Annotated in this window: 26 protein-coding genes and 2 tRNA genes; 12 read left to right on the top strand and 16 right to left on the bottom strand. The window is 51.2% G+C overall.

From position 1 onward, the window contains the following. Positions 1 to 39 precede the first annotated feature (39 nt). The 5 genes from sufC to EDF78_RS17165 all read left to right on the top strand — a co-directional run bounded on the left by sufC (position 40) and on the right by EDF78_RS17165 (position 5,000). Positions 40 to 786, top strand: coding sequence for a Fe-S cluster assembly ATPase SufC (gene sufC, locus EDF78_RS17185; RefSeq protein ID WP_095921460.1), 747 nt, complete (start codon positions 40 to 42; stop codon positions 784 to 786). Next, positions 761 to 2,062 carry a Fe-S cluster assembly protein SufD gene (sufD, locus tag EDF78_RS17180; protein WP_095921461.1) on the top strand — a complete coding sequence of 434 codons (1,302 nt, stop codon included), beginning with the start codon at positions 761 to 763 and terminating at the stop codon, positions 2,060 to 2,062. Before sufC ends, sufD begins: the two co-directional genes overlap by 26 nt. Continuing rightward, a complete protein-coding gene (gene sufS / locus EDF78_RS17175) occupies positions 2,062 to 3,282 on the top strand; it encodes a cysteine desulfurase SufS (protein ID WP_119826257.1) in 1,221 nt (406 codons plus the stop codon). Before sufD ends, sufS begins: the two co-directional genes overlap by 1 nt. A gap of 28 nt (positions 3,283 to 3,310) precedes the next feature. Beyond that, the gene (gene sufE / locus EDF78_RS17170; RefSeq protein ID WP_095921463.1) at positions 3,311 to 3,724 is read left to right on the top strand and encodes a cysteine desulfuration protein SufE; all 414 of its coding nucleotides are present in this window, start codon (positions 3,311 to 3,313) and stop codon (positions 3,722 to 3,724) included. Between the two features lie 262 nt (positions 3,725 to 3,986). Further along, entirely contained in the window at positions 3,987 to 5,000 is a 1,014-nt protein-coding gene (locus tag EDF78_RS17165; protein ID WP_131693460.1) for a L,D-transpeptidase family protein, read from the top strand. A 203-nt stretch (positions 5,001 to 5,203) separates the two neighbouring features. Here EDF78_RS17165 and EDF78_RS17160 read toward each other — a convergent pair whose 3' ends face one another. From EDF78_RS17160 to EDF78_RS17140, 5 genes are all read right to left on the bottom strand, one after another. Continuing rightward, positions 5,204 to 5,440: a major outer membrane lipoprotein gene (locus EDF78_RS17160; RefSeq protein WP_056773575.1), complete on the bottom strand. Its 237-nt coding sequence runs from the start codon at positions 5,438 to 5,440 to the stop codon at positions 5,204 to 5,206. 293 nt (positions 5,441 to 5,733) lie between these two features. After that, positions 5,734 to 7,146 carry a pyruvate kinase PykF gene (gene pykF, locus EDF78_RS17155; RefSeq protein ID WP_015697801.1) on the bottom strand — a complete coding sequence of 471 codons (1,413 nt, stop codon included), beginning with the start codon at positions 7,144 to 7,146 and terminating at the stop codon, positions 5,734 to 5,736. A gap of 549 nt (positions 7,147 to 7,695) precedes the next feature. Further along, positions 7,696 to 7,772 (bottom strand) — tRNA-Val (locus EDF78_RS17150). A gap of 29 nt (positions 7,773 to 7,801) precedes the next feature. Next, positions 7,802 to 7,878 (bottom strand) — tRNA-Val (locus EDF78_RS17145). Between the two features lie 220 nt (positions 7,879 to 8,098). Next, positions 8,099 to 9,472 (bottom strand): MATE family efflux transporter, encoded by a 1,374-nt coding sequence (locus EDF78_RS17140; protein WP_095921465.1) that lies wholly within the window; start codon positions 9,470 to 9,472, stop codon positions 8,099 to 8,101. Between the two features lie 254 nt (positions 9,473 to 9,726). On the opposite strand from EDF78_RS17140, the gene EDF78_RS17135 reads away from it, so the two are divergent. Then, positions 9,727 to 10,380, top strand: a complete 654-nt coding sequence (locus tag EDF78_RS17135; RefSeq protein WP_095921466.1) for a riboflavin synthase subunit alpha — start codon at positions 9,727 to 9,729, stop codon at positions 10,378 to 10,380. An 87-nt stretch (positions 10,381 to 10,467) separates the two neighbouring features. On the opposite strand, the gene cfa is transcribed toward EDF78_RS17135, so the two are convergent. Then, positions 10,468 to 11,619, bottom strand: a complete 1,152-nt coding sequence (gene cfa, locus EDF78_RS17130) for a cyclopropane fatty acyl phospholipid synthase (RefSeq protein ID WP_133823546.1) — start codon at positions 11,617 to 11,619, stop codon at positions 10,468 to 10,470. Between the two features lie 361 nt (positions 11,620 to 11,980). Continuing rightward, complete coding sequence (gene punC / locus EDF78_RS17125; protein WP_119826251.1) at positions 11,981 to 13,192, bottom strand: purine nucleoside transporter PunC; 1,212 nt, start codon at positions 13,190 to 13,192, stop codon at positions 11,981 to 11,983. 136 nt (positions 13,193 to 13,328) lie between these two features. On the opposite strand from punC, the gene punR reads away from it, so the two are divergent. Next, the gene (gene punR, locus EDF78_RS17120; RefSeq protein WP_119826249.1) at positions 13,329 to 14,234 is read left to right on the top strand and encodes a DNA-binding transcriptional activator PunR; all 906 of its coding nucleotides are present in this window, start codon (positions 13,329 to 13,331) and stop codon (positions 14,232 to 14,234) included. A 39-nt stretch (positions 14,235 to 14,273) separates the two neighbouring features. Here the strand turns inward: punR and purR are convergent, their stop codons facing one another. After that, positions 14,274 to 15,299 carry an HTH-type transcriptional repressor PurR gene (gene purR / locus EDF78_RS17115; RefSeq protein ID WP_095921470.1) on the bottom strand — a complete coding sequence of 342 codons (1,026 nt, stop codon included), beginning with the start codon at positions 15,297 to 15,299 and terminating at the stop codon, positions 14,274 to 14,276. A 588-nt stretch (positions 15,300 to 15,887) separates the two neighbouring features. Beyond that, the gene (locus tag EDF78_RS17105; RefSeq protein ID WP_119826247.1) at positions 15,888 to 16,790 is read right to left on the bottom strand and encodes a C40 family peptidase; all 903 of its coding nucleotides are present in this window, start codon (positions 16,788 to 16,790) and stop codon (positions 15,888 to 15,890) included. Positions 16,791 to 17,144: 354 nt separating this feature from the next. Here EDF78_RS17105 and EDF78_RS25985 point away from each other — a divergent pair, with 354 nt between their 5' ends. Beyond that, entirely contained in the window at positions 17,145 to 17,273 is a 129-nt protein-coding gene (locus EDF78_RS25985) for a hypothetical protein (protein ID WP_267890961.1), read from the top strand. Beyond that, a complete protein-coding gene (locus EDF78_RS17100) occupies positions 17,254 to 17,595 on the top strand; it encodes a Grx4 family monothiol glutaredoxin (protein WP_015697793.1) in 342 nt (113 codons plus the stop codon). The genes EDF78_RS25985 and EDF78_RS17100 overlap by 20 nt, the downstream gene beginning before the upstream one ends. An 88-nt stretch (positions 17,596 to 17,683) precedes the next feature. Here EDF78_RS17100 and rnt read toward each other — a convergent pair whose 3' ends face one another. From rnt to EDF78_RS17085, 3 genes are all read right to left on the bottom strand, one after another. Next, positions 17,684 to 18,394, bottom strand: coding sequence for a ribonuclease T (gene rnt / locus EDF78_RS17095; RefSeq protein ID WP_095921473.1), 711 nt, complete (start codon positions 18,392 to 18,394; stop codon positions 17,684 to 17,686). A 92-nt stretch (positions 18,395 to 18,486) separates the two neighbouring features. Next, complete coding sequence (gloA, locus tag EDF78_RS17090; protein ID WP_013576081.1) at positions 18,487 to 18,894, bottom strand: lactoylglutathione lyase; 408 nt, start codon at positions 18,892 to 18,894, stop codon at positions 18,487 to 18,489. A 163-nt stretch (positions 18,895 to 19,057) separates the two neighbouring features. Next, positions 19,058 to 20,149, bottom strand: coding sequence for an alkene reductase (locus EDF78_RS17085; RefSeq protein ID WP_095921474.1), 1,092 nt, complete (start codon positions 20,147 to 20,149; stop codon positions 19,058 to 19,060). Positions 20,150 to 20,349: 200 nt separating this feature from the next. On the opposite strand from EDF78_RS17085, the gene EDF78_RS17080 reads away from it, so the two are divergent. Both EDF78_RS17080 and EDF78_RS17075 read left to right on the top strand, forming a co-directional pair. Next, complete coding sequence (locus EDF78_RS17080) at positions 20,350 to 20,589, top strand: DUF1289 domain-containing protein (RefSeq protein ID WP_095921475.1); 240 nt, start codon at positions 20,350 to 20,352, stop codon at positions 20,587 to 20,589. A gap of 106 nt (positions 20,590 to 20,695) precedes the next feature. Then, positions 20,696 to 21,592, top strand: a complete 897-nt coding sequence (locus tag EDF78_RS17075; protein WP_095921476.1) for an aldo/keto reductase family oxidoreductase — start codon at positions 20,696 to 20,698, stop codon at positions 21,590 to 21,592. 4 nt (positions 21,593 to 21,596) lie between these two features. Here EDF78_RS17075 and EDF78_RS17070 read toward each other — a convergent pair whose 3' ends face one another. Genes EDF78_RS17070 through EDF78_RS17060 form a run of 3 tightly spaced genes read right to left on the bottom strand, consistent with a single transcriptional unit; the run spans position 21,597 to position 24,742 of the window. Then, a complete protein-coding gene (locus EDF78_RS17070; protein ID WP_133823545.1) occupies positions 21,597 to 23,648 on the bottom strand; it encodes an FUSC family protein in 2,052 nt (683 codons plus the stop codon). A 9-nt stretch (positions 23,649 to 23,657) separates the two neighbouring features. Continuing rightward, positions 23,658 to 24,515 (bottom strand): HlyD family secretion protein, encoded by an 858-nt coding sequence (locus EDF78_RS17065; protein WP_095921478.1) that lies wholly within the window; start codon positions 24,513 to 24,515, stop codon positions 23,658 to 23,660. Positions 24,516 to 24,517: 2 nt separating this feature from the next. Continuing rightward, positions 24,518 to 24,742 carry a DUF1656 domain-containing protein gene (locus EDF78_RS17060; protein ID WP_095925101.1) on the bottom strand — a complete coding sequence of 75 codons (225 nt, stop codon included), beginning with the start codon at positions 24,740 to 24,742 and terminating at the stop codon, positions 24,518 to 24,520. Between the two features lie 194 nt (positions 24,743 to 24,936). Between EDF78_RS17060 and slyA the strand changes: the two genes are divergently transcribed. After that, positions 24,937 to 25,371: a transcriptional regulator SlyA gene (gene slyA / locus EDF78_RS17055; RefSeq protein WP_095921479.1), complete on the top strand. Its 435-nt coding sequence runs from the start codon at positions 24,937 to 24,939 to the stop codon at positions 25,369 to 25,371. 114 nt (positions 25,372 to 25,485) lie between these two features. Here the strand turns inward: slyA and EDF78_RS17050 are convergent, their stop codons facing one another. Continuing rightward, complete coding sequence (locus EDF78_RS17050; protein WP_095921480.1) at positions 25,486 to 25,956, bottom strand: glycine zipper 2TM domain-containing protein; 471 nt, start codon at positions 25,954 to 25,956, stop codon at positions 25,486 to 25,488. Positions 25,957 to 26,317 lie beyond the last annotated feature (361 nt).

Below are 26,317 nucleotides of genomic sequence, written 5' to 3'. Positions count from 1 at the left end.
CAGAATTATGAGCGCGCAGGCGCAAACTCAAGGATACGTATGTTAAGCATTAAGAATTTGAAGGTCCGTGTCGAAGAAAAGGAAATTCTGAAAGGACTTGATCTGGAGATCAAACCGGGTGAAGTACACGCCATCATGGGCCCGAACGGCTCAGGTAAAAGTACACTCTCCGCGACACTGGCTGGCCGTGAAGATTACGAAGTGACCGACGGTTCCGTAATGTTCAACGGTAAAGATTTGCTGGAACTGGCGCCTGAAGATCGCGCTGGCGAAGGCGTATTTATGGCTTTCCAGTATCCGGTAGAAATTCCGGGCGTGACCAACCATTTCTTCCTGCAAACCGCAGTGAATGCGGTACGTAAATACCGTGGTCAGGAAGCCATGGATCGTTTTGACTTCGCCGATTTTATCGAAGAGAAAATCGCGATGCTGAAGATGCCTGCCGATTTGCTGACCCGTTCAGTGAACGTTGGCTTCTCCGGCGGTGAGAAGAAGCGTAACGACATTCTGCAAATGGCGGCACTTGAGCCAAATCTGTGCATCCTTGATGAAACAGACTCCGGTCTGGACATCGATGCGCTGAAGATCGTTTCTGACGGTGTTAACACATTGCGTGACGGCAAACGTTCATTCGTTATCGTTACCCACTACCAGCGTATCCTCGACTACATCAAGCCTGACTACGTGCACGTTTTGTATCAGGGCCGCATTGTTAAATCCGGCGATTTCACCTTGGTTAAACAGTTAGAGGAGCAAGGTTATGGCTGGCTTACCGACGAAGAGTAATGTCCCTGCGGCGGGCAGTTCGCACGCCATGCAGCAACTTTACCGTCTTTTTGAAAGCCGTGGCGGTGAGCAATCTCCCCACGCACATGCGCACTGGCAACAGGTGCTGCGTCTCGGTTTTCCGCATGCCAAACTGGAAGACTGGAAATACACGCCGGTTTCCTCACTGCTGGGCAATCAGTTCTTTGCTCCTCAGCAGCAGGCGCTGACGGTTGAGAAAGTGAAATCCCTGGCATTGCCACTGGATTGTTACCGTCTGGTTTTCGTGGATGGCCGTTTTGATGCGAGCCTGAGCGACAGCGACACCGGTGCGTTTGAAATCGAAAAACTGAGCCCGTCTGCGCAACAAACGTTGCCGGATCCGATTCAGTCAGAGGTGTTTTTACACCTGACAGAAAGTCTGGCACAGGATCCGTTTACCGTGCGTTTGCCTGCGGGCAAGCAAGCTGAAAAACCGCTGTATCTGTTACATCTGAGCAGTGGTCGTGATCAGTCACGTGAAATGAATACTGTTCATCATCGCTATCATCTGGCGATTGAAAACGGTGCGAATGCCGAAGTGATCGAACACTATCTGAGTCTTAACGATCAGGGGCATTTCACCGGTGCGCGTATGACCGTGAATGTGGGCGATAATGCAGATTTCACGCATTACAAACTGGCGTTCGAAAGCCAGGCCAGTTTCCACTTCTCGCACAATGATCTGGTCATCGGGCGTGACGCCCGTGTGTCCAGCCACAGTTTCCTGTTGGGCGCGGGTCTGACCCGTAATAACACCAGCGCGCAACTGAACGGCGAGAACAGCAATCTGGATATCAACAGTCTGGTTCTGCCGGTTGATTCTGAGATTGCCGATACCCGCACGTATCTGGAACACAACAAAGGCTATTGCAACAGCAACCAGCTTCACAAAGTGATCGTGAACGATCGTGCTAAAGCGATTTTCAACGGCATGATCAAAGTGGCGCAGCATGCACTGAAAACTGACGGCAAAATGACCAACAACAACTTGTTGCTGGGCAAACACACTGAAGTTGATACCAAACCTCAGCTGGAAATTTATGCCGATGACGTGAAGTGCAGCCACGGTGCGACAGTGGGTCGTATCGACGACGAACAGCTTTTCTATCTGCGTACCCGTGGGATCAGCGGTCAGGATGCTCAGCAAATGATCATCTTTGCTTTTGCCGCTGAACTGACGGAAGCCATTGAGAATGAAACCCTGCGTGAAGTCGTGATTGCCCGTATTGCAGGCCGACTCAATCGAGGTAAGTAATGAGTTTTCCACTGGAAAGAGTACGTAGCGATTTCCCTGTGCTGAGCCGTGAAGTCAACGGCCAGCCGCTGGCTTACCTTGACAGCGCGGCCAGCGCACAGAAACCGCGTCAGGTCATTCAACGTGAAATGTCATTCTTCGAGCAAGGTTATGCTGCGGTTCACCGCGGCATTCATACCATGAGCGCAGAAGCGACTGAGCAGATGGAAAACGTCCGCACTCAGGCCGCACAATTCATGAATGCCGCATCGGCGGAAGAAATTGTCTTCGTCAAAGGTTCCACGGAAGCCATTAACCTGGTCGCCAATACCTGGGGGCGTGCATTTTTACAGCCCGGCGACCACATTATTCTGACTGAAATGGAACACCACGCGAACATCGTGCCATGGCAGATGCTGGCGAAAGAACGCGATTTGCATATTGATGTCTGGCATCTGACGCCGGACGGCGAGCTGGATTTGTCACAGCTCGAATCGCTGATTACGCCGCGCACTAAATTACTGACGATGGCGCATGTCTCTAACGTGCTGGGCACCGTTAATCCGATCGAAAAAATCATCCCGCAGGCGAAAGCGGCCGGGCTGACCGTTCTGATCGACGGCGCACAAGCGGTCATGCACCATGCGATCGACGTGCAGGCACTGGGCTGTGATTTCTATGTCTGGTCCGGGCATAAACTTTACGGGCCGACCGGCATCGGTATTCTGTATGGCCGCAAGGCCTTGCTGGATCAGATGCCTGCCTGGGAAGGCGGCGGTTCGATGATCAAGCACGTTAGCCTGACGGAAGGCACGACCTTCGCGGCTGCCCCGTGGCGTTTCGAAGCGGGCACACCTAATACCGGCGGGATTATGGGATTAGGTGCGGCGATGGAATATGTGACTGAACTGGGTCTGGAGAATATCCATGCTTATGAACAGGAACTGATGAACTATGCCCTCGAACAGATGGCGACAGTACCGGACATTCAGATCTACGGTCCGGCGACCCGCGCAGGGGTCATCGCGTTCAACCTTGGCAAACATCACGCCTATGATGTCGGCAGTTTCCTTGATCAATACGGTATTGCTATCCGCACCGGCCATCACTGTGCGATGCCATTAATGTCCTTCTATGGTGTGCCGGCTATGTGCCGTGCGTCGCTTGCGATGTACAATACCCGGGAAGAAGTCGACCGTCTGGTCGCGGGACTGCAGCGTATTCACCGGTTGTTGGGGTAATCCCGGCAGCCTTGATCAGGATGTTGTTATGGCTTTGCCAGATAAAAATAAGTTAGTTAAAAACTTTTCCCGGTGCCCGAACTGGGAAGAAAAATATCTGTATGTGATTGAGTTAGGTGGCCAGTTACCGGCATTGCCGGAAGCGCATCGTCAGGATAAGAACCTGATTTCAGGCTGCCAGAGTCAGGTATGGATTGTGATGCACACCGATGAAAATGGCGGGCTGACTTTCGAAGGTGACAGTGATGCCGCTATCGTTAAAGGTCTGGTCGCGATTGTATTCAGCCTGTATCAGGGTTTAACGCCGCGTGATGTGGTGGAACTGGATGTCCGTCCGTTCTTCACTGAACTGGAACTGAGCCAGCATCTGACGCCTTCACGCTCGCAAGGGCTGGAAGCGATGATCCGCTCCATTCGCGCCAAAGCTGCGGAACTGTCGTAATTTCGGCGTCCGTACGCTGCTTTGCTCATTAGGATTTATCTGCTAATGAGCAAAGCAAATCCCGTCTTTCTCCCCACGTTTTTGCTTTTTAGTCCTGATTTTTCAACTCTCTATCCTCCGGCTTTTAATTCCGTTTTATGACAGGTAACTTTCTGATTTACCGTGGTTTGATTGCCATGAAATTCTGCGCTGCTAGTATTACCAGACAAGATAAATTGTCTTGCCTCAGATTCGCTGAGCGCAGGCCGAAAAAGGACTGAGTATGAGACGCGCATTACCCCTTCTGGCGATGTTAGTGGGCACTATGATGGCCACGCATACCATGACCGCAAGTGCAGCGGAATATCCCTTGCCACCAGAGAACAGCCGCCTGATTGGCGAAAACACTACGTATGTGGTGCCCAACGATGGTAAACCGCTGGAAGATGTGGCGGCAAAATACCAGATCGGATTGATCGCTATGCTGGAAGCCAATCCCGGAACGGATCCTTATTTGCCGAAAGCCGGGACGGTGCTGACCATTCCATCGCAGATGTTGCTGCCGGATACCAAACGCGAAGGGATCGTGGTTAATCTGGCCGAACTGCGTCTGTATTATTATCCGAAGGGCGAAGATAAGGTCATCGTCTATCCGATTGGTATTGGTCAGCTGGGCCGCAACACGCCGGAAATGGTGACGTCCGTCAGCCAGAAGATCCCCAATCCAACCTGGACGCCTACTGCCAATATCCGCAAAGCCTATCTGAAAGATGGCATCACTTTGCCGGGCATGGTGCCTGCCGGGCCGGATAATCCGATGGGATTGTTTGCCATGCGTCTGTCAGCAGGCACGGGGCAATATCTGATCCACGGGACGAATGCCAATTTTGGCATCGGCATGCGAGTCAGCTCCGGCTGTATCCGCCTGCGTCCGGATGACATTGAAGCGCTGTTCAATTCCGTGCCGAAAGGAACCCGCGTACAGATCATCAATCAGCCGATCAAGTACGATATCGAACCGGACGGGAAACGCTATATCGAGGTGCATCAGCCGTTATCTCACACTGAAAAAGATGATCCGCAAACCAAACCGATCCCGCTGACTGCTGCAATGAAGAAATTCGTTAAAAGCGACGACACCAATGCAGAGATGGTGAAAGAGGCGATAAAACGCCGTTCGGGGATGCCGGTCGTAGTGAGTGTGGGTGATAAAGCGGGCGATATGCCGCCGGTTATCAATGAACCGCAGACCGCGACGTCGGGTGAACCGGCAGTGACGACCGCCAGCACGCAGTAAACGTCACAGGAAAGCCATAGCTGGGATGTAATCAAAAGGGGCCATTATGGCTCCTTTATTATGTCTGACATTCAGGAGGGCGATAGAAGGCGTTTTATAGCCATACAGGATTGATGATTGACAGGTTGGCAGGAGAAGGGAAAGCCTTTTGCAGGCAAAAAAAATGGCGCACTGAGTGCGCCATTGAACTAGAGAAGTAAATATTACTTCTTGTAAGCGTGAGCTTGGTTGTCCAGACGTTGGTTAGCGCGAGCTGCATCGTCTTTAGCTGCTTGAACGTCAGAACGCATTGCGTTCACGTCGTTGCTCAGTTGGTCAACTTTAGAGTTCAGAGTAGAAACGTCTGAAGACAGTTGGTCGATTTTAGCATTGCTTGAACAACCAGCCAGCATAGTTGAAGCCAGGATTACAGCGCCCAGTACCAGTTTAGTGCGATTCATTATAAAACCCTCTAGATTAAGTTAATCTCCATGTAGCGTTACAAGTATTACACAAACTATTTTCTAATGAGAATAATTTTTTGCCGGTAAACGCTATATTTTGATCGTTCGCTCAAAGAAGCATCTTTTTTTACGAAAAAGTTAAAAATTGCAGCGAAAACAGCCGTATTCCATGGGACTTATCCCAATTTAGCAGCGACTGCTTTTAGCACTTTTTATGAAACAAGATACTTTTTGAATAAATGAGCGCCACATTTTGCGGCGCTCATTAATGCTCATGGTCACGTTTTTAATTAAACAACATGCACCGAAGAAGTATTGGTTGTGCCGCTCTGAACCAGTGCGCCAGAAACCATGACAACGATATCACCTTTCTGAGCCAGACCACTTTCAATCGCGGCTTCTTTACCGATACGGTAGAAGTCGTCAGTAGAAGCAATCTCTTTCACCAGCTGAGTCACTACGCCTTTTGTCAGGATTAACTGACGTGCAGTGATTTCATTGGTGGTCAGGGCAAGGATAGTCGCATGCGGGAAGTATTTACGCACGGCTTTTGCTGATTTACCGCCGCTGGTTGCGACCACGATCAATGGTGCATCCAGTTTCTCAGCTGTTTCAACAGCACCGCGGCACACTGCTTCAGTGATGCGCAGTTTGCGATTTTCGTTCTGGCCATCGATGCGGCTTTGCATCACGCGGTCAGTACGGTCGCAGATGGTGGCCATGATAGTCACTGCTTCCAGCGGGTATTTACCTTTCGCACTTTCACCGGACAGCATGACTGCGTCGGTACCGTCGATGATGGCGTTCGCCACGTCGCCAGCTTCAGCGCGGGTAGGGCGTGGGTTTTTGATCATGGAATCGAGCATTTGCGTCGCGGTGATGACCACTTTGCGCGCACGGTTACATTTCTCAATCATCATCTTCTGCGCGAAGATCACTTCTTCAACCGGGATTTCAACGCCCAGGTCGCCACGTGCAACCATGATACCGTCAGAAGCTTCGAGGATTTCGTCGAAGTTGTTCAGGCCTTCCTGGTTTTCGATTTTGGAGATGATCTGAATGTGCTCGCCACCGTGTGCTTTCAGGTGTTCGCGGATTTCCAGAACGTCCGAGCGTTTACGGATGAAAGAAGCCGCAACGAAATCAACGCCTTGTTCGCAACCGAAGATCAGGTCGCGCTTATCTTTTTCAGCCAACGCTGGCAGAGCGATAGAAACGCCTGGCAGGTTAACGCCTTTGTTTTCGCCCAGATCGCCATTGTTCAGCACTTTACAGGTCACTTCAGTTTCGGTGACGTTAGTCACTTCCATGCCGATCAGACCATCGTCCACCAGAATGGTGTTGCCGATTTTCAGGTCAGCGGCGAAGCCCTGATAAGTGACAGCAACACGTTCGGTGTTACCGATCACGCTTTGGTCAGTGGTAAAGGTATAAGTCTGGCCCGCAACCAGAGAAGCGTCTTTGCCGCCTTCCAGTTTCATGGTGCGGATTTCAGGACCTTTGGTGTCCAGCAGAATTGCCGCTTTGTGACCGGTCTTCGCCATCACGTTGCGGATATTTTGAATGCGCTGACCGTGCTCTTCATAATCACCGTGGGAGAAGTTCAGACGCATAACGTTCATGCCTGCATCAAGCAGTTTGGTCAGCATTTCTTCGGATTCGGTTTTCGGGCCGATGGTACAAACAATTTTGGTCTTTTTCATGACGATTTTATCTACAAGTTGTGATGGATTGGAAAAGTGTTTGCCTGACAGCATGGCTGCCCGCGCGGAATTGGGGTGTTGCCTGGTTGAATCAAATCATTACTAAGCGTAGAAGACTGTGAAAGGAATGGTGTAGTAAGTTCAGCCAAAGCATAGCGATTTGTGCGATTTATCATCGCTACTGGAGTGGTCACGCTTTTATAAGTGCGATATCGACAGATCAAGGGGCTGAAACCATTCAATCGAAGAGACGATGCGTATTATAGAGGGGATCAGGTTGGGAAACCAAATAAAAAACGTGATGCGGCGCAAGCTTAGCGCAGATTTCGGAACGTTGTTTTGAAATTATCCAATGCGGGCAGGGGAGAAAGCACAGGCGATAACGCTTTGTTCACGCAACTTTCAAAAATGACACATACGGGAAATAATCTTAAAAAAATACAAACGGATGACTTAACGTAAATTCAAAAGGTCATGAGAAATCTGTCAGGAAATGTTCAGGGTGTTTTGAGGGAGTGTGTTGCAAGAGGAGAGTTTGGGAAGTTGCTTTGGTGCGTCCGAGTGGACTCGAACCACCGACCCCCACCATGTCAAGGTGGTGCTCTAACCAACTGAGCTACGGACGCACAATATGCAACGGTACTGCTAAGAAAGATGGTGCGTCCGAGTGGACTCGAACCACCGACCCCCACCATGTCAAGGTGGTGCTCTAACCAACTGAGCTACGGACGCATCGTTTTTCTTTTTCGTCAGCCAGTGTTGGCGACGGGGACGAATATTAACGACCTCTCTGAATACTGGCAAGGGAAAAAAGACATTTTCCTGTCATATTGTGCGTGACTGCCGAGCTTATGTGCATTGCGTTGTTTTTTTAGGCATAACAGCCAGCGTACTGGCTGAAAATTCCGCGCACCGGGACATACATTCACGGCCCGCGGAAAGCGGAAGGGGATCAGCGGCCCGCTTTTTGCAAAATGGTATAAGAGGGCTGTTTCTGCAACCAGCGCATCCGTAACGTCATCATCAACGCGGCGAAGGACAGGCCCAGAATAAATCCGCACCAGAAACCGCTCGGCCCCATACGTGGCACCAGAAAATCGGTCAGACCGAGGGTATATCCCACCGGCAGGCCCAGCACCCAGTAGGCGACAAAGGTAATATAGAAGATTGAACGTGTGTCTTTATAGCCGCGCAACACGCCGCTGCCGATAACCTGTACCGCATCTGAAATCTGGAACAGCGCCGCAAAGATTAAAAGATGCGACGCCAGCGTCACCACTTCCGGGCTGTCATTATAAAGAGAAGCAATGTCCTCGCGGAAAATGATGGCCGTCAGACTGGTGCAACAGGCCATCATAATGCCCGTGCAGATACTGGTATAAGCAGCCACTTTTGCGCCCTCGACGGAGGATTCACCCAGCCGTGAGCCTACCCGGATGGTGGCAGCAACCCCCAGCGATAAGGGGATCACAAACATCAGCGAACCGACATTCAGGGCGATCTGGTGGCTGGCAACCGCCACGATACCCAGCGGGGAGACCAGCAGGGCAACGATCGCAAATAGCGTCACTTCGAAAAATAAGGCCAGCGCAATCGGCATGCCTAACTGGATCAGGCGGCGCAGCGTCGGCCAGTCAGGTTTAGCAAAGCGCGAATGTGGCTGAGTATCACGCAGGGCGCGATTGTGGCGCACATAAATGCGCATCATAAAGAACATCACCCAATACACCGTGCCGGTTGCCACGCCGCAGCCCACACCGCCGAGCGCGGGCGCACCAAATTTCCCGTAAATGAAAATGTAGTTAACAGGAATATTGACCAGCAGGCCGATAAAGCCGAAGACCATGCCCGGCTTAGTTTTGGACAACCCTTCACACTGATCGCGCAGCACCTGGAAAAACAGATAGCCCGGCGCGCCCCACATGATGGCGTGCAGATAGCCGACGGCTTTCGCTTTCAGCTCAGGATCAATATTGTGCATCAGGTCGAGAATATGGTTGCTCTGATACAACACCGCGATGACCAGAACGGAGACGCCGGAAGCCAGCCAGAAACCCTGCTGGACCTGATGACCTATTTTGTCGCGGCGGCCTGCGCCATTGAGATGTGCAATGGTTGGCGTCAGCGACAATAATAAGCCGTGACCGAATAAAATCGCGGGCAACCAGATGGAGGTCCCGACGGCGACGGCAGCCATGTCCGTTGCGCTGACGGAGCCGGCCATTATAGTGTCCACCACACCCATGGAGGTTTGAGCGATTTGCGCAAGGATGACCGGGATGGCAAGCGCTAATAACACCCGCGCTTCTGCAAGGTACTTCTGCACAGATACACCTTTTTTGTTGATTATATTGAATAAAAAAAGCCACAAGACGCGGCATTGAACAGAGAAAAATAGTCCGAAGATTGTACATCGTCGGTATTTTTAAGCAAACAAAGCTGTTAACAGCCGGTTAAATAATGAAATTGAAGCGGACGGTGCTATTTCTTACCGCAGAGAATTGGCTTTCAATTAATTCTGCGGCAAACTGGCGGAAGTGACGTTTTAATACAACAGATTCAAACATTGAGGAAAAGGCTATGTTTACCGGAATTGTACAGGGAACCGGAACGGTAGTGTCTGTCGACGAGAAACCCAATTTCCGTACCCATGTTGTTCGTTTACCTGAAGATATGCTGGATAACCTGCAACTTGGTGCGTCGGTTGCGCACAACGGGTGCTGTCTGACGGTGACTGAAGTCAACGGCGATCTGGTCAGTTTTGACCTGATGAAAGAAACCCTGCGCCTGACCAATCTCGGTGATCTGAAAGAGGGTGACCAGGTTAATCTGGAACGCGCCGCGCGCTTTAATGACGAAATTGGCGGACATTTAATGTCTGGTCATATTATTTGTACTGCGGAAGTCGCAAAAATTCTGACATCAGAAAATAACCGTCAGATCTGGTTCCGTATGCCACATGAAGATTTGATGAAATATGTATTACATAAAGGGTATATCGGCATTGATGGTATTAGTCTCACCATCGGTGAAGTGACCCGTACCCGTTTCTGTGTGCATCTGATTCCGGAAACGCTTCAGCGTACAACGCTGGGTACCAAGCGTCTGGGCGACAAGATTAATATCGAAATCGATCCGCAAACACAGGCGATCGTCGATACCGTCGAGCGCGTCTTAGCCAGCCGCGAAGCAGCGATGGCAACGGCACAGGCGATGATCGATAAAGCCGAATAAGCCGGATAGTGCCTTTTCAGGTGATTTACAGACACAAAAAAACCGGACGTTGAATGTCCGGTTTTTTTTGGTCACGTCATACTGCCATTAACGCGGAACGCGCATCCCGCCATCAACCCCTTCAGGGCTGAAGACCACCTGCCACAACTGAATGTCACGGGCTCTGAACGCACCCGCACAAGCATTGAGGTAGTAAGTAAACATGCGGTGGAAACGATCCCCATATTTTTCTGCCAGTTCCGGCCAGTATTTCTGGAAACGTTCATGCCACGCCATCAGCGTACGATCATAATCCGCACCAATGTTGTGCCAGTCTTCCATTACGAACAATGATTCACTGGTTTGCGCAATTTGCTGAACAGACGGCAGACAACCGTTCGGGAAGATGTATTTATCAATCCACGGGTCGACGTTCAGATCTGTTTTATTAGAACCGATGGTGTGCAGCAGGAAAATGCCGTCAAGTTTGATATTGCGTTTGGCGACATTAAAGTAGGTCTGATAATTTTTCGGACCCACATGTTCGAACATCCCGACAGAGACAATGCGGTCAAACTGATCGTTGAGGTCACGGTAATCCTGCAACAGGATGGTGACATCCAGACCTTCGCAGCGTTTCTGGGCGAGTTTTTGTTGTTCAGCGGAAATCGTAACACCCACGACGCTCACGCCATAATGCCGGGCAGCATACTCGGATAATCCACCCCAGCCGCAACCGATGTCCAGCAAGCGCAGGCCCGGTTTTAATTGCAGCTTATCGCAGATCATTTTGAGTTTTGCTTCCTGCGCTTCTTCAAGCGTAGTGGCATCCTTCCAGTAACCACAGGAATATTGCATATAAGGATCGAGCATCAGGCTGAATAAATCATTGCCCAGATCATAATGCTCTTTGCCGACAATCCATGCCCGTTTGCGTGATTGCAAATTGGTCAGGCGTGCCGCCGCGATACGCAAGGTATCTTTAAAATGGTGGGGGAGTTTATTTTCCAAACCGGCACGAAGAACGCGCTGAAAAAAGATATCCAGACGATCGCATTCCCACCAACCGTCCATATAACTTTCGCCGAGGCCCAGAGAACCTTCCTGTAAAACACGCTTAAAGAAGTCAGTGTTTTTTACTTTAAGGTCGAAAGGACGATTACCATTTACCTGAATATCTGCCATCGCCAGCATTTCACTGGCGATGCGGTACCACTGATTGTCCTGAATGCTTTGGTCTTCTATACACGATGAACTCATAGCTTCTCCATCACTTTCTCTTCTGACTTATTAACCTGCCGGGAAAAGCAAAGGCTATTTTTGCAGGTCTTTATGAGAACAGACGACTCAGCGCCTCGTCCAATATCCGACACCAACAGAGGAAATTAGAAGAACACCTGCGCGCCGGGGGCGTGCAGGGAAATCGTCCTTGAAAAACGCACTATAAAAAATAGTGTGACGCTGTCCGCGCGTCGGGCTTAAGTATGTAATAAAAGTTTTGTAAAAATGCTATTTTATTGGGTTTTGTTGAGTATAGGCTCGCAGGCAGGCATTCTCAATAGTTAATCGTCGCAAATGAAAATGTCCGTTAAGTGATTGTTACTTAAGGTCATTATCACCCTTAATTCACCTGCCCGCGCTGAGCTTCCTGCCCGGATTTCTGTTTCACATCCTGAGTGCTTTCTGGTCGCAGTGACAGCCACCGGCCCAAAACCACCAACAATAGTGTAGACAGCATGATTGTGACTGTCGCCATTAATGGTTGCACAATAAATGCGGAAACCAGCAGACTGGCGAGGAAACACAGCCCCAGTTGCAGGGTATTCTGCAACGCCGCCGCTTTCCCTGTATTAGCAGGAAATGGCATTAAGGCATTTGCGACAACAATTGGATAGATTGCACCATTCACCAGAGCCATTAAACAGAACGGGATCAACAGGCTGATCAGTCCGGCATGGGTGAACATCCCGATACAGAACAGGCTCACCATACTCACCGCATAACCCGCCAGTAACCACGGCAAAATCCGGTTTCCGTCCAGCTTACTGATCAGAACGCGACAGCCGAAACCGCCCAGCAGGAACGCGATGGTCTGCGGAACATAACTCAGGCCAATGGCACCAGGGGAATAGCCCATGTCGCTTAAAATAAACGGTGAACCGGTCAGCCACGCGAAGAAACCAGCGGAACAGGCGGAGTAAATCATGACGTTACCGCTGTAAACCCGTGATTTAAGCAAGGTGCCAAAGCCCGCTTTATCGGCTTTGGCCTGTGGCGCAGGTTTGTTTTCGCGCAATGTCAGCGTGGTGATCAACAGAACAACAGCCACGACGGTCAGCAGGGCAAAGATCGCTTCCCAGTCAAAATGATTCAGCACCCATGCGCCGAGCAACGGGGCGAGGGCTGGGGAGAGCGCCACCAGCGGCATAATGCTGGCGAAGGTTTTTTTAGCCACATCCGCCGGGAAACGGTCAACGACGATGGCCTGCCAGGTGACGGCTGCCGCACAAACGCCCATTGCCTGCAGGAACCGCAAGGCCAGCAGGGCGCGCACGTTTTCAACCCACAACACACCCAGACAACCCACTGCAAACAGTGTCAGGCCAATGAGCAATACCGGTTTACGGCCGATGCGATCGGACAGCGGCCCCCACAACAACTGGCCGATGGCAAAGCCGCCGAGAAAAATACTCAGGCTGGCGCTGATCATGCCCGGACTGGTTGTCAGACTGGTTTGCATGGCGCTGAAGGCAGGAAGGTACATGTCGGTGGCTAAAAAGCCGAGCATGCTCAGTCCCGCGAGATAGAGCATAAATCCAAAGGAGGGTTTCATTATTGTCTCGTTAATGTCGTGATTGCAGGTGATTTGACGCAGATTACGTACCGGAGGCGGAGTTTAACGCTTTGATAACAGCGTTGTGAAACGCTAATATTTGCACTCTGCTATCAAAAAAGTTGAAGGCTAAAATATGTGGTCAGAATACGCTCTTGATGTGGTGGATGCGGTGGCAAGAACGGGCAGCTTTAGTGCCGCGGCGCAGGATTTACACCGCGTGCCTTCTGCCATCAGCTACACCGTCCGGCAGCTTGAACAATGGCTGGCAGTGCCGTTATTTGAACGCCGTCATCGTGACGTGGTGCTGACGCCTGCGGGCAAGGTTTTTGTCGATGAAGCCCGCATTCTGACAAAAAAAATGATAGCCACCCGTCGCCAGTGTCAGCAGGTCGCTAACGGCTGGCGCGGCGAACTACGCGTGGCGGTAGACCGGATTGTTAAACCCGCGCGGACGCGAAGGCTGGTACTCGATTTTTACCGCCATTTTCCCGATACGGAACTGATCATCCACTCGGAAGTGTTTAACGGTGTCTGGGATGCGCTGGTGGACGGAAGGGCGGATGTGGCTATCGGTGCCACGAGAGCCATACCGGTGGGTGGCCGGTTTAATTTTCGCGACATGGGATTCATGGACTGGCACTGCGTGGTCAGCCCCCAACATCCGCTGGCGCAGTTGTCCGGTTCGCTCAGGGATGACCAGCTGCGGCCTTATCCGGCGCTCTGTCTGGAAGACACCTCCCGCACATTGCCCAAACGCGATACCTGGACGCTCGACAACCAGCGACGTCTGGTGGTGCCTGACTGGACCTGTGCGCTGGAATGCCTGACAGAAGGATTATGTGTCGGCATGATGCCGGTTCATCGCGTCATCCCGTGGATAGAACAGAATAAATTGCAGGTGCTGACACTGGAAAATCGTTTCCCCGACAGCCCGTGTTGTCTGACGTGGGACCAGAGCAATCCGTCGCCGTCACTGGCGTGGTTACTGGACTATATGGGCGATACAGAAACGATGAATGAGGAATGGTTGCGGGATTAGCAAAAAAAAACGCCTGCACAGGCAGGCGTAGTTACACAATTAACGGCGGTAGTCGCGATACGGACCGTCGGCCACGGAACGGCGTTCAACCAGTTTCGGATGCACTTCGATGGTCTGCGATTCTTCGCGCTTACTGACAATTCTGTCCAGCAACATGGTAAAAGCCATTTCGCCCAGACGCTCTTTAGGCTGATGAACCGTGGTCAGCGCCGGTGAGAAATAGCGGGCATTACGCACATTGTCATAGCCGATCACAGAGATATCCTGCGGAACCCGCAGGCCAAGCTCATCGGCAGCACAAATGGCGCCCATCGCCATCACGTCACCGCCACAGAACACCGCAGTAGGGCGGCTTTTCTGCATCAGGATTTTATGCATCGCCTGATAGCCGGATTCCGGTTCAAAATCGCCCTGAACGACCCATTCATCACGCAGAGGAATATTGGCTTCGGTCAGTGCCTTCACAAAACCCTGGAAACGACCGCCGCCGGTATTACGCGCCAGTTGCCCCGGGATCACACCAATATCACGATGACCGCGTTCAATCAGATAACGACCGGCCATGTAGCCGCCCTCGAAAGCATTATCAATAATGCTGTCGGTGAAGTTTTTGCGCGCCTCGCCCCAGTCCATGACGACCATCGGGATTGAGCGGTACTCCTCCAGCATATTAAGCAGTTCGTCGGGATATTCCGCGCACATCACCAGCAAGCCATCGACGCGTTTTTGCGCCAGCATCTGCAGGTAAGCCTGTTGTTTCTCCAGATTGTTGTGCGAGTTACACAAAATCAGCGTGTAGCCTTTGGAGAAGCAGCTGTTTTCGACGGCTTCAATCACTTCGGCGAAATAGGGCGCTTCACTGGAGGTGGCCAGCAGACCGATCGTTTTGGTGTTATTAACCTTCAGGCTGCGCGCCACGGCGCTTGGCGAATAGTGTAAGTCCTTGATGGCAAGGAGAACCGCAGCTTTAGTTTCTTCGGCGACGAAACGTGTTTTATTGATGACGTGCGACACGGTTGTAGTGGAAACGCCAGCGCGCTTTGCGACATCTTTAATCGTTGCCATGTAAACAATGACTCCTGAACTCACGTGTTTCAGCACGTTAGCATTATGTTAATCGTTTGCTTGCGTGGATTTAACTGCTGACTTCTAAAAGGGCAGTGAAATCGTTGGGTGGATTCTTCAGAATGAGGCGTGAAATGCTCTCGGGTGAAATCGACCGGCACACAGGCGTGGTAACCGACAATTTTCTCTTATAATGCAGGAAAGTGGAAGCAAAATTCTCATGACAGCATTGTCATTCAGCACAAGATTTTAAATGTGAATTATGAGAAAATGCGTTGGCACACATTTAGTGTGGCTTAAAAAATGCCACAACTTGATCCGAAAGGGGGTTTGATGGACAGCAACCTGAAATTATCGTTGATCACCACGGTATGCGCTTTGCTTATGATTATCGCTTTCAGCTTTACTGCGGTAATGAACTGATTTTATAAGCGATCCGCAATAAAAAAGGGCGATCCCGGTAACAGGTATCGCCCTTTTCAATGTGATGCAGTCACCTTATCCGCCGACATTCTTCCCTGCAGAAACTCTTCGTTAAATGCTATTCATTGGCTGATTAGCGAAACTTCAGACTTAACGAATTGTTTATTATCGGATCGTTTTCGGGGTCATTACCCGACGTGCGCCCACATAGTGATCTTGCCAGTAATCATCGCCCAGTGAGGTGATTTTAATGTCTTCACCGGTTCTTGGCGACTGGATGAATTTGCCATTACCGACATAAACACCCACATGGTCTGCTGCGCCGCGATTATTAATTCTGAAAAACACCAGATCGCCGCTTTCCAGTTCACCGCGTTTGACCGGTGCCGCATCGCGCAGATGGTACATTTCATTCGCTGTGCGTGGCATCTTAATGCGAATCAAATCTTTGTAGGCATAATAGACTAAGCCACTGCAATCAAAACCGGTGTTGGGAGAGGTGCCGCCCCAGCGATACGGTTTGCCGACCTGGTGCATCAGCTTGGTCATCGCCGTTTGCTGTGCGTGCTGATAACGTTTTTTGTGTGTCGCGCTCAGCGTAATCGGTTTGCTGTCTTCTTCGCGGAGCTTCTTGCCCTTGCGGTGGCGGCCATAAGCGTCTTTCTTACTGACCTTTGCGCTACTGTTCTTTGCCAGTGCGCGGGTTTTGGTTTGTTTCTCGGTCTTGCTCTCGGCCCGCGTGGTCCTGAGGGTCTTTTCTTTTTTACTCTCAGCCCGGGTCGTTTTTACGCTTTTATCAGAAGTGGCCTTTCGTTTAACCAGTTCAGTACTTTTTACTTTCTTCTTCGAATTCTTGTCCTGTGTTTTTTGTTCTGTTACCGGCGCGATTTTTGATTTTTTATTGGTTTTGGCGGCGGCGGTCTTTCGCTTTCGGCGTTCTTCAGGGGCGGCCTGATTAACATGGCTCTTTCGCTGATCGGCAGAGACGCGCGTCTGTGGCGATGCATGGGCGATATTGAGGAAAAGCTGGGTAAAGAGCAGCACAAAAAGCGTGAACAGTAAGCGCATAGCTTCGTTACCATGAGTGGTAGGGTTAAACATCAGGGTTGTCAGAGTATTGCCTAAAAGAACCCGACAAAAAAGCACGAATTGACTCGATTCTAGATCATATTGTGAGAAAAAGTTAATAGCTTTTTTTATGTCGAAATAACCGCCATTTTTAGTCAATAAAATAACCATTTTTCATCAGGTTAATATTTGAGTTAAAGAATGGGATTTTGCAAATCTGACATTATCGTTGAACGCCAAAAATGTTATTCTCGATGAATCTTTAAATATGTGAACCTGAACCCAGGCGCCGAAAATTGTTTAATAAAATGCCAGTATTGAGAAAGACCCCACAAAAAATGGCGTTTTTATCTGGTGGCAGCCATCGTTACAATAGAAGGCATTGTGTTTGCGCACCGTCTTTGTGTGCTGCGCGTGAAGAGTAATGACCGTGACAGCCTGTACCGGCTTGAGGAAGCAAGAAATGACCACTCCAACGATTGAAAAGATTCAGAAGCAAGTTTCTGAAAACCCGATTCTGCTGTACATGAAAGGTTCTCCAAAACTGCCAAGCTGCGGTTTCTCCGCCCAGGCCGTTCAGGCGCTTTCCGCTTGTGGCGAACGTTTCGCTTACGTTGATATCCTGCAGAACCCGGATATCCGCGCTGAGATGCCTAAGTTTGCTAACTGGCCAACCTTCCCGCAGTTGTGGGTTGATGGTGAACTGGTTGGCGGTTGTGACATCGTGGTTGAGATGTTCCAGCGCGGCGAACTGCAACAGCTGATCAAAGAAACGGCTGAGAAATACAAATCTTCTGAAGAGTAATGTCTGAGAAGAGCCGGTCTTGTGGCTGGCGAATAAAAAGAGCGACATCATGTCGCTCTTTTTTTGTCTGCTATCCGCACTCAATCCGCTATTGCTGATTTTCTTCCGGTGCCGTTTCGGCTTCGTCTGCGGTCATCGCCAGCGGCCAGCCGCCCAGGCGTTTCCAGCGGTTTACCAGCTCACAAAACAGTTCTGCGGTGCGTTCGGTGTCATATAACGCGGAATGCGCCTGACTGCTGTCAAACACCATTCCCGCGCTGATACAGGCTTTCGCCAGAACCGTTTGCCCCAGCACCAGACCGCTCAAGGCGGCGGTATCGAATGTCGCGAAAGGGTGGAACGGATTGCGTTTCAGCCCGGCACGTTCCGCTGCTGCCATCAGGAAACTGTGATCGAAATTGGCATTATGCGCCACGATAATGGCACGGTTGCAGTTTTGCTCTTTCATGCCCTTACGGATGACTTTGAAAATCTCGTGCAGGGCGTCATATTCGCTGACTGCCCCGCGCAGCGGGTTCGTCGGATCGATACCATTGAATGCCAGTGCTTCCGGCACCAGAATTGACCCCTCGAAAGGTTCAACATGGAAATGTACGGTCTCATCGCTTTGCAGCCAGCCGTCCTCATCCATCTTCAGGGTGATCGCCGCTATTTCCAGCAACGCATCGGTTTGGGCATTAAATCCGGCAGTTTCTACATCAATAACCACCGGATAAAAACCACGGAAACGGCCTCTCAGGGCGTTAATGTCACTATTCTCGGCCATTAGTTTCTTATCTTCATCGAATTCAGCGCGCATTATGACAAATTTTGCCGCCGCTTGCAGGGGTGTGGCAAAAATCGGGCAATAAAAAAGGGCGCGGTAGCGCCCCTTGCAGCATTCAGGGTGAATTAATTGCCCAGACCCTGACCGGCATGTTTGGATTCAATCAGTTCGATTTTGTAACCGTCCGGATCTTCAACAAACGCAATAATGGTCGAGCCGCCTTTCACCGGGCCGGCTTCGCGGGTGACTTTGCCACCTGCATTGCGGATGTCGTCACACGTTTGTGCCACGTTATCCACGCCGAGCGCGATATGACCGTAAGCGGTGCCGATATCGTAGCTGTCGACGCCCCAGTTATAGGTCAGTTCGATCACCGCGCCTTCGCTTTCTTCGGTATAGCCGACAAAGGCCAGGGAATATTTATATTCGGTGTTCTCGCTGGTGCGCAGCAGGCGCATGCCTAACACATCGGTATAGAAACTGATAGCGCGTTGCAGATCGCCAACACGAAGCATGGTATGGAGTAAACGCATAGGTTCCTCTTTATTTGCAGGATGAGAATTATCGGGTCAAGCCTAACCGATAGCTGCCGTTTTGTCTGTATTACGCCAACCGGTTGTTGAATGACTGACCAAAAAAAGCAGCAGCCGGAGGGTACTCAGCTGCTGCAAACAAGGGTGCATTAATTTTTATTGATTACAGTGTCGGATAGTCTGTGTAGCCCTGAGCACCGCCGCCGTAGAAGGTTTCCGGTTTCGGCTCGTTAAGCGGCGCATGGGATTTCAGGCGTTCAACCAGATCCGGGTTGGCGATATAACTGCGGCCAAAGGCCACGGCATCGATGTAACCTTTTTCGATCAGCTCTTCGCCTTTTTCGGCGGTGTAAGCGCCTGCGCCGACAATCACGCCCTGATAATGCGCACGGATCACCGCACGGAATTCTGCGGTATAAGGTTTGCCGCCTGCCCAGTCTGGTTCTGAAATGTGCAGATAGGCCAGTTTGCGTTTGTTCAGTTCGTCGAGCAGATAAATCGCCGCCTGTTCCTGGTCTTCGCCGTTGTCCAGCCCGTTGAATGGCCCCATCGGAGAAATACGGATCCCCACACGGTCTGCGCCGATGGCGTCAATGGCGGCATCCACCACTTCCAGCGTCAGGCGGGTACGGTTTTCAATGCTGCCGCCGTACTGATCTTCGCGCAGGTTAGAGGCCGGAGACATAAACTGGTGCAGCAGGTAACCGTGCGCGGCATGCAGTTCGATGTAATCGAAACCGGCTTCGGCGGAGCAGGCTGCCGCGTGACGGAAATCATTCACGATGCCCGGAATTTCGCTCAGTTCCAGCGCGCGTGGCGTCGGACAATCGACACGAATGGCGTGGCCCTGTTCGTCGCGCAGGCTGGTACGGGTATTCGGATTCACAGCTGAGGGTGCAACCGGCGTCTGGTTGTCCGGCTGTACGCTGTTGTGCGAAATACGACCGGTGTGCCACAGCTGAACGGCAATGCGACCGTCTTTCTGATGCACACCGGCGACGATTTTTTTCCATGCCGCGACTTGCTCAGGCGTATGCAGGCCAGGCGCACCGGCGTAACCTTTCGCCTGGAAGGACACCTGTGTGGCTTCGGTAATGATCAGCCCGGAACTGTGGCGCTGGGCATAGTATTCCCCCATCAGCGGCGTAGGGATATCACCTGGTTCGATGCTACGCAGACGGGTCAGCGGCGCCATAAAAACGCGGTTAGGCAGGGTGTTTTTGCCAACAACGATTGGCGTGAAAAGCTTACTCATTTCAGTCACTCCGAAGTTAATGGATTGATCCGCATACGGTTAATAAAAAGGTTTCCGGTGATGCGATCAGGTCGTTATTCCCCCTTTTTACCGTATCAACAGCCCCGGTGACTACGCGCACAGTGCCTTTTCACAAATCACCTTGCGGGATAGCCGGAAAACGTCTTGAATGAAAGTTCACCGTTATTGGCGGAGGGCGTGTGGCCCAGCAACTTGAGTTTTTTGAAATCCCCAGTCCGTGCCGTGGCATTTGTCAGGCTGACGAGCGCGGTTATTGCCGTGGTTGCCTGCGCAGCCGTGAGGAACGTTTCGGCTGGATGAAAATGACCGACGCGGAAAAACGCCATGTGCTGCGCTTATGCCAGCAGCGTTTACTGCGCCAGCAGCGGGCCGGAAAACAACCGGATGAGCCTCTGCCGGAGCAACCGGAACTGTTTTGAGTGCGTACCTCTCACTTCTTTGTATTTCCCCCGCCGGCATCAATACAGCGTTCATCCGGTTGTGTATTCTGTCGGATGAATTTACGAAAAATATAAAGGAATCAAAATGGAAGCTCGTACCACGATTTCTCCGCAAGGCCCGAATTTCTCTAAACTGATTTGCGGTTACTGGCGCCTGATGGAATGGAATATGACGCCGCAACAGGTGCTGGCGTTTATGGAACAGCACATTGAGCTGGGTATCACCACGGCTGACCATGCCGATATCTATGGCGATTATCAGTGCGAGGCGGCGTTTGGTGAGGCATTACGTCTTAAACCGGCGTTGCGCGAGAAAATGCAACTGGTCAGCAAATGTGGCATCGCAACCAAAGCGGATCCGGACAATAAAATCGGGCATTACATTACTGATAAAGACTATATCGTGGCGCGTGCCGAGAAATCGCTGAGCAATCTGCAGACGGATTATCTGGATCTTCTGCTGATCCACCGTCCTGATCCGCTGATGGATGCCGATGAAGTGGCAGAGGCGTTCACGCAGTTACACAAAAGCGGCAAAGTGAAGCATTTCGGCGTGTCCAACTTCACGCCAGCGCAGTTCAGCCTGTTACAGTCGCGCCTGCCTTTTTCGCTGGTGACCAATCAGGTGGAGATATCGCCAATCCATCAGCCCGCCATTCTGGACGGCACGCTGGATCTTTGCCAGCAACTGCGTATCAGGCCGATGGCCTGGTCTTGTCTGGGAGGCGGTCGTCTGTTCAGCGAGGCGGAGTTCCAGCCACTGCGCGATGAACTTCAGGCCGTTGCGCAGGAAATTGGCGCAGACACCATCGAGCAGGTGGTCTACGCCTGGGTGATGCGTCTGCCATCGCAGCCGTTGCCGATTATCGGTTCCGGCAAAATTGAGCGCGTGCAATCCGCCTGGCAGTCATTGTCCCTGAATATGACCCGTCAGCAATGGTTCCGCATCCGTAAAGCGGCGATCGGTTACGACGTTCCGTAATGTCTTACGCGGGTTTTGTGGTGCTGACCACCGGACCCGCCGGGCCATCGTCTGTTGAGATGGCCTGCTGCAACTGAGAAAGCGAGCAGTATAAACGCCAGATCACACCGGCCAGTTCACGCGCCGCCGGTTCAGGATGATGAGTCAGTGAATTGCTCATCCGCAACAGTTCGATCAGCGTGGCGTCCAGATTTTCATGGCTGACGCCGCGCTCCGTCATCACGCCTTTCAGGCAATGAATACAGACGTCACGCACCGCAGAAAGCGGGTCAGAGCGGGTTTCCCATTCACGTAATTGCCAGACGATGTGGCTGCAATTGAGCAGCACCACACCCCAGCGCAACAACCAGGTACGCGAGATCTGATCCTTACTCTGATTGAGCTGATTCATCCGGTGATAAATCAGCGACTCAAACTGGAAATGGCTCAGCGACGGTTTGCGGCTCAGCTGATCCATAAAATCACGGCGCAGGGCGCGGATAATGCGGCGGCTTTTACGTTTATCAGAACTTGGCCTTAATACCTGAAAGGCAATCCCTGCCAGCATCACACCGGCAATTTTTGCCACGCCGTCATTCATAAAAGCCTGATAGTCATAGTCCGGGGGATTGGTAACGGCCAGAAATGATCCCATAAAAACAATCAGTTGACCCCATAAACCGGCATAACGTTTGTATTGCAGTTTCATCATCTGCATGGTGACTAACATCGGCAGGAAGAAGGCACAGAAAACCCAGAAGCTGTCGAGCTGGATCATCAATCCGAATTTGAGCAGGAAGCAACCGGCAAACAATAAGCCCAGCGATTTGATCAGCAGGGTGACACTGCTGATCGGTGAGGTGGTGGAAGAATACAGCACGCAGCTGACGGCGGTGAGTGCCACCGCACCGGCGCCGGAATCCCATTGCGTGGTCATCCAGAACGCGCAGCCGATCACGATGCACAGGAAAGTCCGCAGGCCGTTATAGGCGGCTTCCACCGTGTCGGTATGTTGCGCCAGATGGCTGATTTTCGGCGGCTGGATGTTTTCAGCTTCCGCCGCATTGGCATTTTCTACCCGGCGTAACCAGCGTTCACTGCGCAGGTACAGCCAGCAGAAATCGCGTAAACGCAGCCAGAATGCCTGATGGCGGAAATCCGAGGTGTCTTGCGGCCGGATGTGTTGCAGAATTTTCGACAGCTTATATTTATCGGTATCGGGCCTGCGCAGTTCGTCGAGCAGTACTGCCAGCACCTCCGGTAAATTCTCCGGCGGGTGTGGCCAGTTGAGCAGCATACGACGCAGGCTGGAAATATAACTGGTCATGCGTAATTGCTGATGCAGCAGATAATTCAGCACGTTGTTCTGACGCCGCAGCCGGTAGTGGCTCCAGAACGCCTGAATGCGCAGCAGGTTCATGGTCAGAATCTGGCCGATCAGCCCTTCGTGCGAGGTTCTGATTTGATCGGAAATTTCAGTGCGCCACAGTAGTTGGGCGTGTTCCAGCAACTGCGTGTGCATCTTGCGCAGCGAGGTGAGCAGGGCGTCGCCGTCGGAGGTGCTGGGCAGCACCATCATCATAAAACCGCCGCATAAAATACCGGTAATGACTTCACCGACGCGGGCCTGGGCAATATCAAATATCTGCGTCGGATCGGTCACATCGACCGTCGAGAACGCGATGATCGCCGCGGTATAACCCGCCAGCGCAAAGGCGTAGGAGACGTTATTCTGATAATGGTTCGAGATATAGGTGCAAAGACCCAGCCACGCGGCAATGGCAAAGGTAAACAGCCACGGTTCATTGAGGCAATGTCCGGCGATAAACACCGCGCCCATTGCGCCCAGCAGGCTGCCGATGATACGTCCAATGCTCTTGCTGATCACGCCGCCGACCGTCGGGAAACTCACGACGGCCGCTGACGTCAGTGCCCAGTAAGGCTCATCCATCTGGAATTCAAATGCGATATACAGCGCCAGAATCATCGCGATGGAATTGCGCAGGGCATAACGCCATTGCCCGCCGGTGGCTTTTCCCCACGGGGTATTTTTCCATTCGAGCCAGGAAAGGTTCACCGGGCAGCCTTAATGGCGAATCGAAATGGTGCAGGTGGTACCGGCCACCAGAACCACATGTTCCGGCACATTTTCCAGTTTGATACGCACCGGCACGCGTTGCGCCAGCCTGACCCACGGGACATTCGGTTTCACGTTCATCAGTAAATCTTCCGGCGTGTCGAGACTCTGGTCATAAATGGCGCGGCCAATACTTTCTACCCGACCCTGCAAAGGAATATTGCCATTAAATAACGTGATCTCTGCCTGACTGCCTTCACGAATATTCTTAAGTTTGGTTTCTTCGAAATAGCCGAGCACGTAAAACGAATGAATATCTACCAGCCCGACCAGCGGTGTGCCGGTTGTGGCATAGTTACCCCGGCGGGTTTGTAAATTGGTGATATAACCATCAGCAGGGGCCACAATATTGGTTTTACTCAGATTCCATTTAGCTTGTTCTAATGACGCCTGCGCAGCCTGATAGGCCGCCTGCATCGATTTGGCATTGATATTCGATTCATCCAGAGATTCAGCGGAAATAACGTTGGTGCCCAGTCCTCTGCGGCGCTGCGCCTCATGATTGGCCTTCGCTAAATCAGCCGCCGCTTTTGCCACTGCCGCATCGGCATTATCAACGGCAATTTTAAACGGCACCGGATCGAGGCTAAACAGGGCGTCACCGCGTTTAACAAACTGATTATCATGGATATGGATATCAATAATTCGCCCGGACACTTCCGGCGTGATATCGACAATCTCGGCCCGTACTTTCCCGTCGCGGGTCCAGGGAGACTGCATATAATAATTCCACATCCACCAACCTGCGCATATTGCGACCGCGAAAACCAGCACCGTGGAGAAATATTTGAGTGTCTTAAATTTCATTTTCAGAGGTTCACCATAAGCATCAGGGCGGCACAAATAGAGATCACAAAAAGAGATAAATCCATCAGGGTGGGATGCCAGACTTCACCGGAATAAATCCAGTCACGCAGCACCCGGTGTATCAGCAGCCAGAATACTAACCCCAGTAAAAATGCTTTGAACATCGGGGGGAAATAAAGTGAGGCACCCAGGACCAGATCCGGTAGCGGGAAGCCTGAGTGAAACATTTGCGCATTCACAATATTAATCTCTGCCGGTGATTGTGTTATAAACAAGTTTACCTTTGGAAGCAGAGACGCCGCTTCCGGATGCAATAGTACCTACCATTATATATAGAATTGTAATTTCTCGATTAAAGTTCCTAAAACTAAGCTAAACTCTGGGGAGTTATCTTAGCATGCTAATTATAAGGAGGGGATAATTGGAATCGAATCTGGGGTCAGATCTAGCACGATTAGTTCGTGCCTGGCGTGCGTTGATTGACGATCGGTTAAAACCGTTGGAACTCACGCAAACACATTGGGTAACTTTACATAATATCAATATGTTACCACCGGAACAGTCGCAAATTCAGCTGGCGAAAGCCATCGGGATTGAGCAACCGTCTCTGGTTCGTACCCTGGATCAGCTGGAAGAAAAGAAGCTGATCACCCGTCAGACATGTGCGAGCGATCGCCGTGCTAAGCGCATCAAGCTGACAGAAGAAGCCGCGCCAATCATCAATGAGATGGAGTCAGTGATTGATTCCACGCGCAAAGAGATTTTGTCCGGCATGTCTTCTGCTGAAATTGAACAACTGGGCGGGATGTTGTCCCGGCTGGAAAAAAATATTGCTTCCCTGCAAAGCAAATCATAAGAATCACCTCTTTTTAGTCCGTCACACAGCGTTGCTTTTGATCTGCCGGTTAAGTTCGACCCATAAAAAAACCGAAGCCATTGGCTTCGGTTTTTTGCTTCAGGGCCAGGGAAATCAGGCACCCGGAGAAACGGTAATGGTGCTGCCGCTGCTCGCCATGCTGACACGCTGGCCGACGCTGAATTTGGTCGGGCCGGCTTTCTGAACCACCTGAATGGTTGTGCCGTCATCACGACGGATTTGCAGCTCTACACCGTTAGAACGGTTAAGTGTGCTTTGTACGCCCTGACCTGCAACGCCCCCCGCCACAGCACCGGCAGCCGTCGCCAGACTACGACCCGAACCGCCACCGACGGTGTTACCCAGGAAGCCACCTAAGACGGCACCACCCAGTGCCCCGACGATATTGGCATCGTCACCGCCCTGGATTTGTACGGCACGGGTAGAGACGATAGTACCGTAGGTAACCTGCTGAATTTGTTTCGCCTGAGAGGCGGAGTACACATCGCCAGACAGAGAGTTATCGCTGACGCAGCCAGCAAGGGAAACGCCGGCCAGTGCGACGACGAGTAAACGCTTAATCATAAATAGCTCCTTTTTAATGCTGCTGAACTGCTTTCAGAAGAGCGCCAACAACAGAGAAAAACGGTACAGGGTTCAACATCAGTGTCGAAGGTGTCATATAACATATCTGCTTCACTTACTCCAAGTATACAGCAGCCGTGCTCAACTAATAATAAACGCAGGTTTAGGTTTTAGACAGCCTTGTGCCAAATCAAAAATACTGACGGGAAATGATGTTATTGGTTATTAAACCCTCACAGCTATTTTGAAGAATAAAAAAACGTAACAAGAAAAACACGAAGTCATCACAAGGTGTAATAAAAATTCAGTAACTCATGGCGTTGTCATTCAAATACCGATTACTCTGGAGCTATTACTTTTG

The sequence above is a fragment of the Rahnella sp. BIGb0236 genome, from assembly GCF_004364755.1.
Lineage (GTDB): Bacteria > Pseudomonadota > Gammaproteobacteria > Enterobacterales > Enterobacteriaceae > Rahnella > Rahnella victoriana.
Note: the sequence above shows the minus strand (reverse complement) of the source record. Positions and strands in the feature narration are given on the sequence as shown.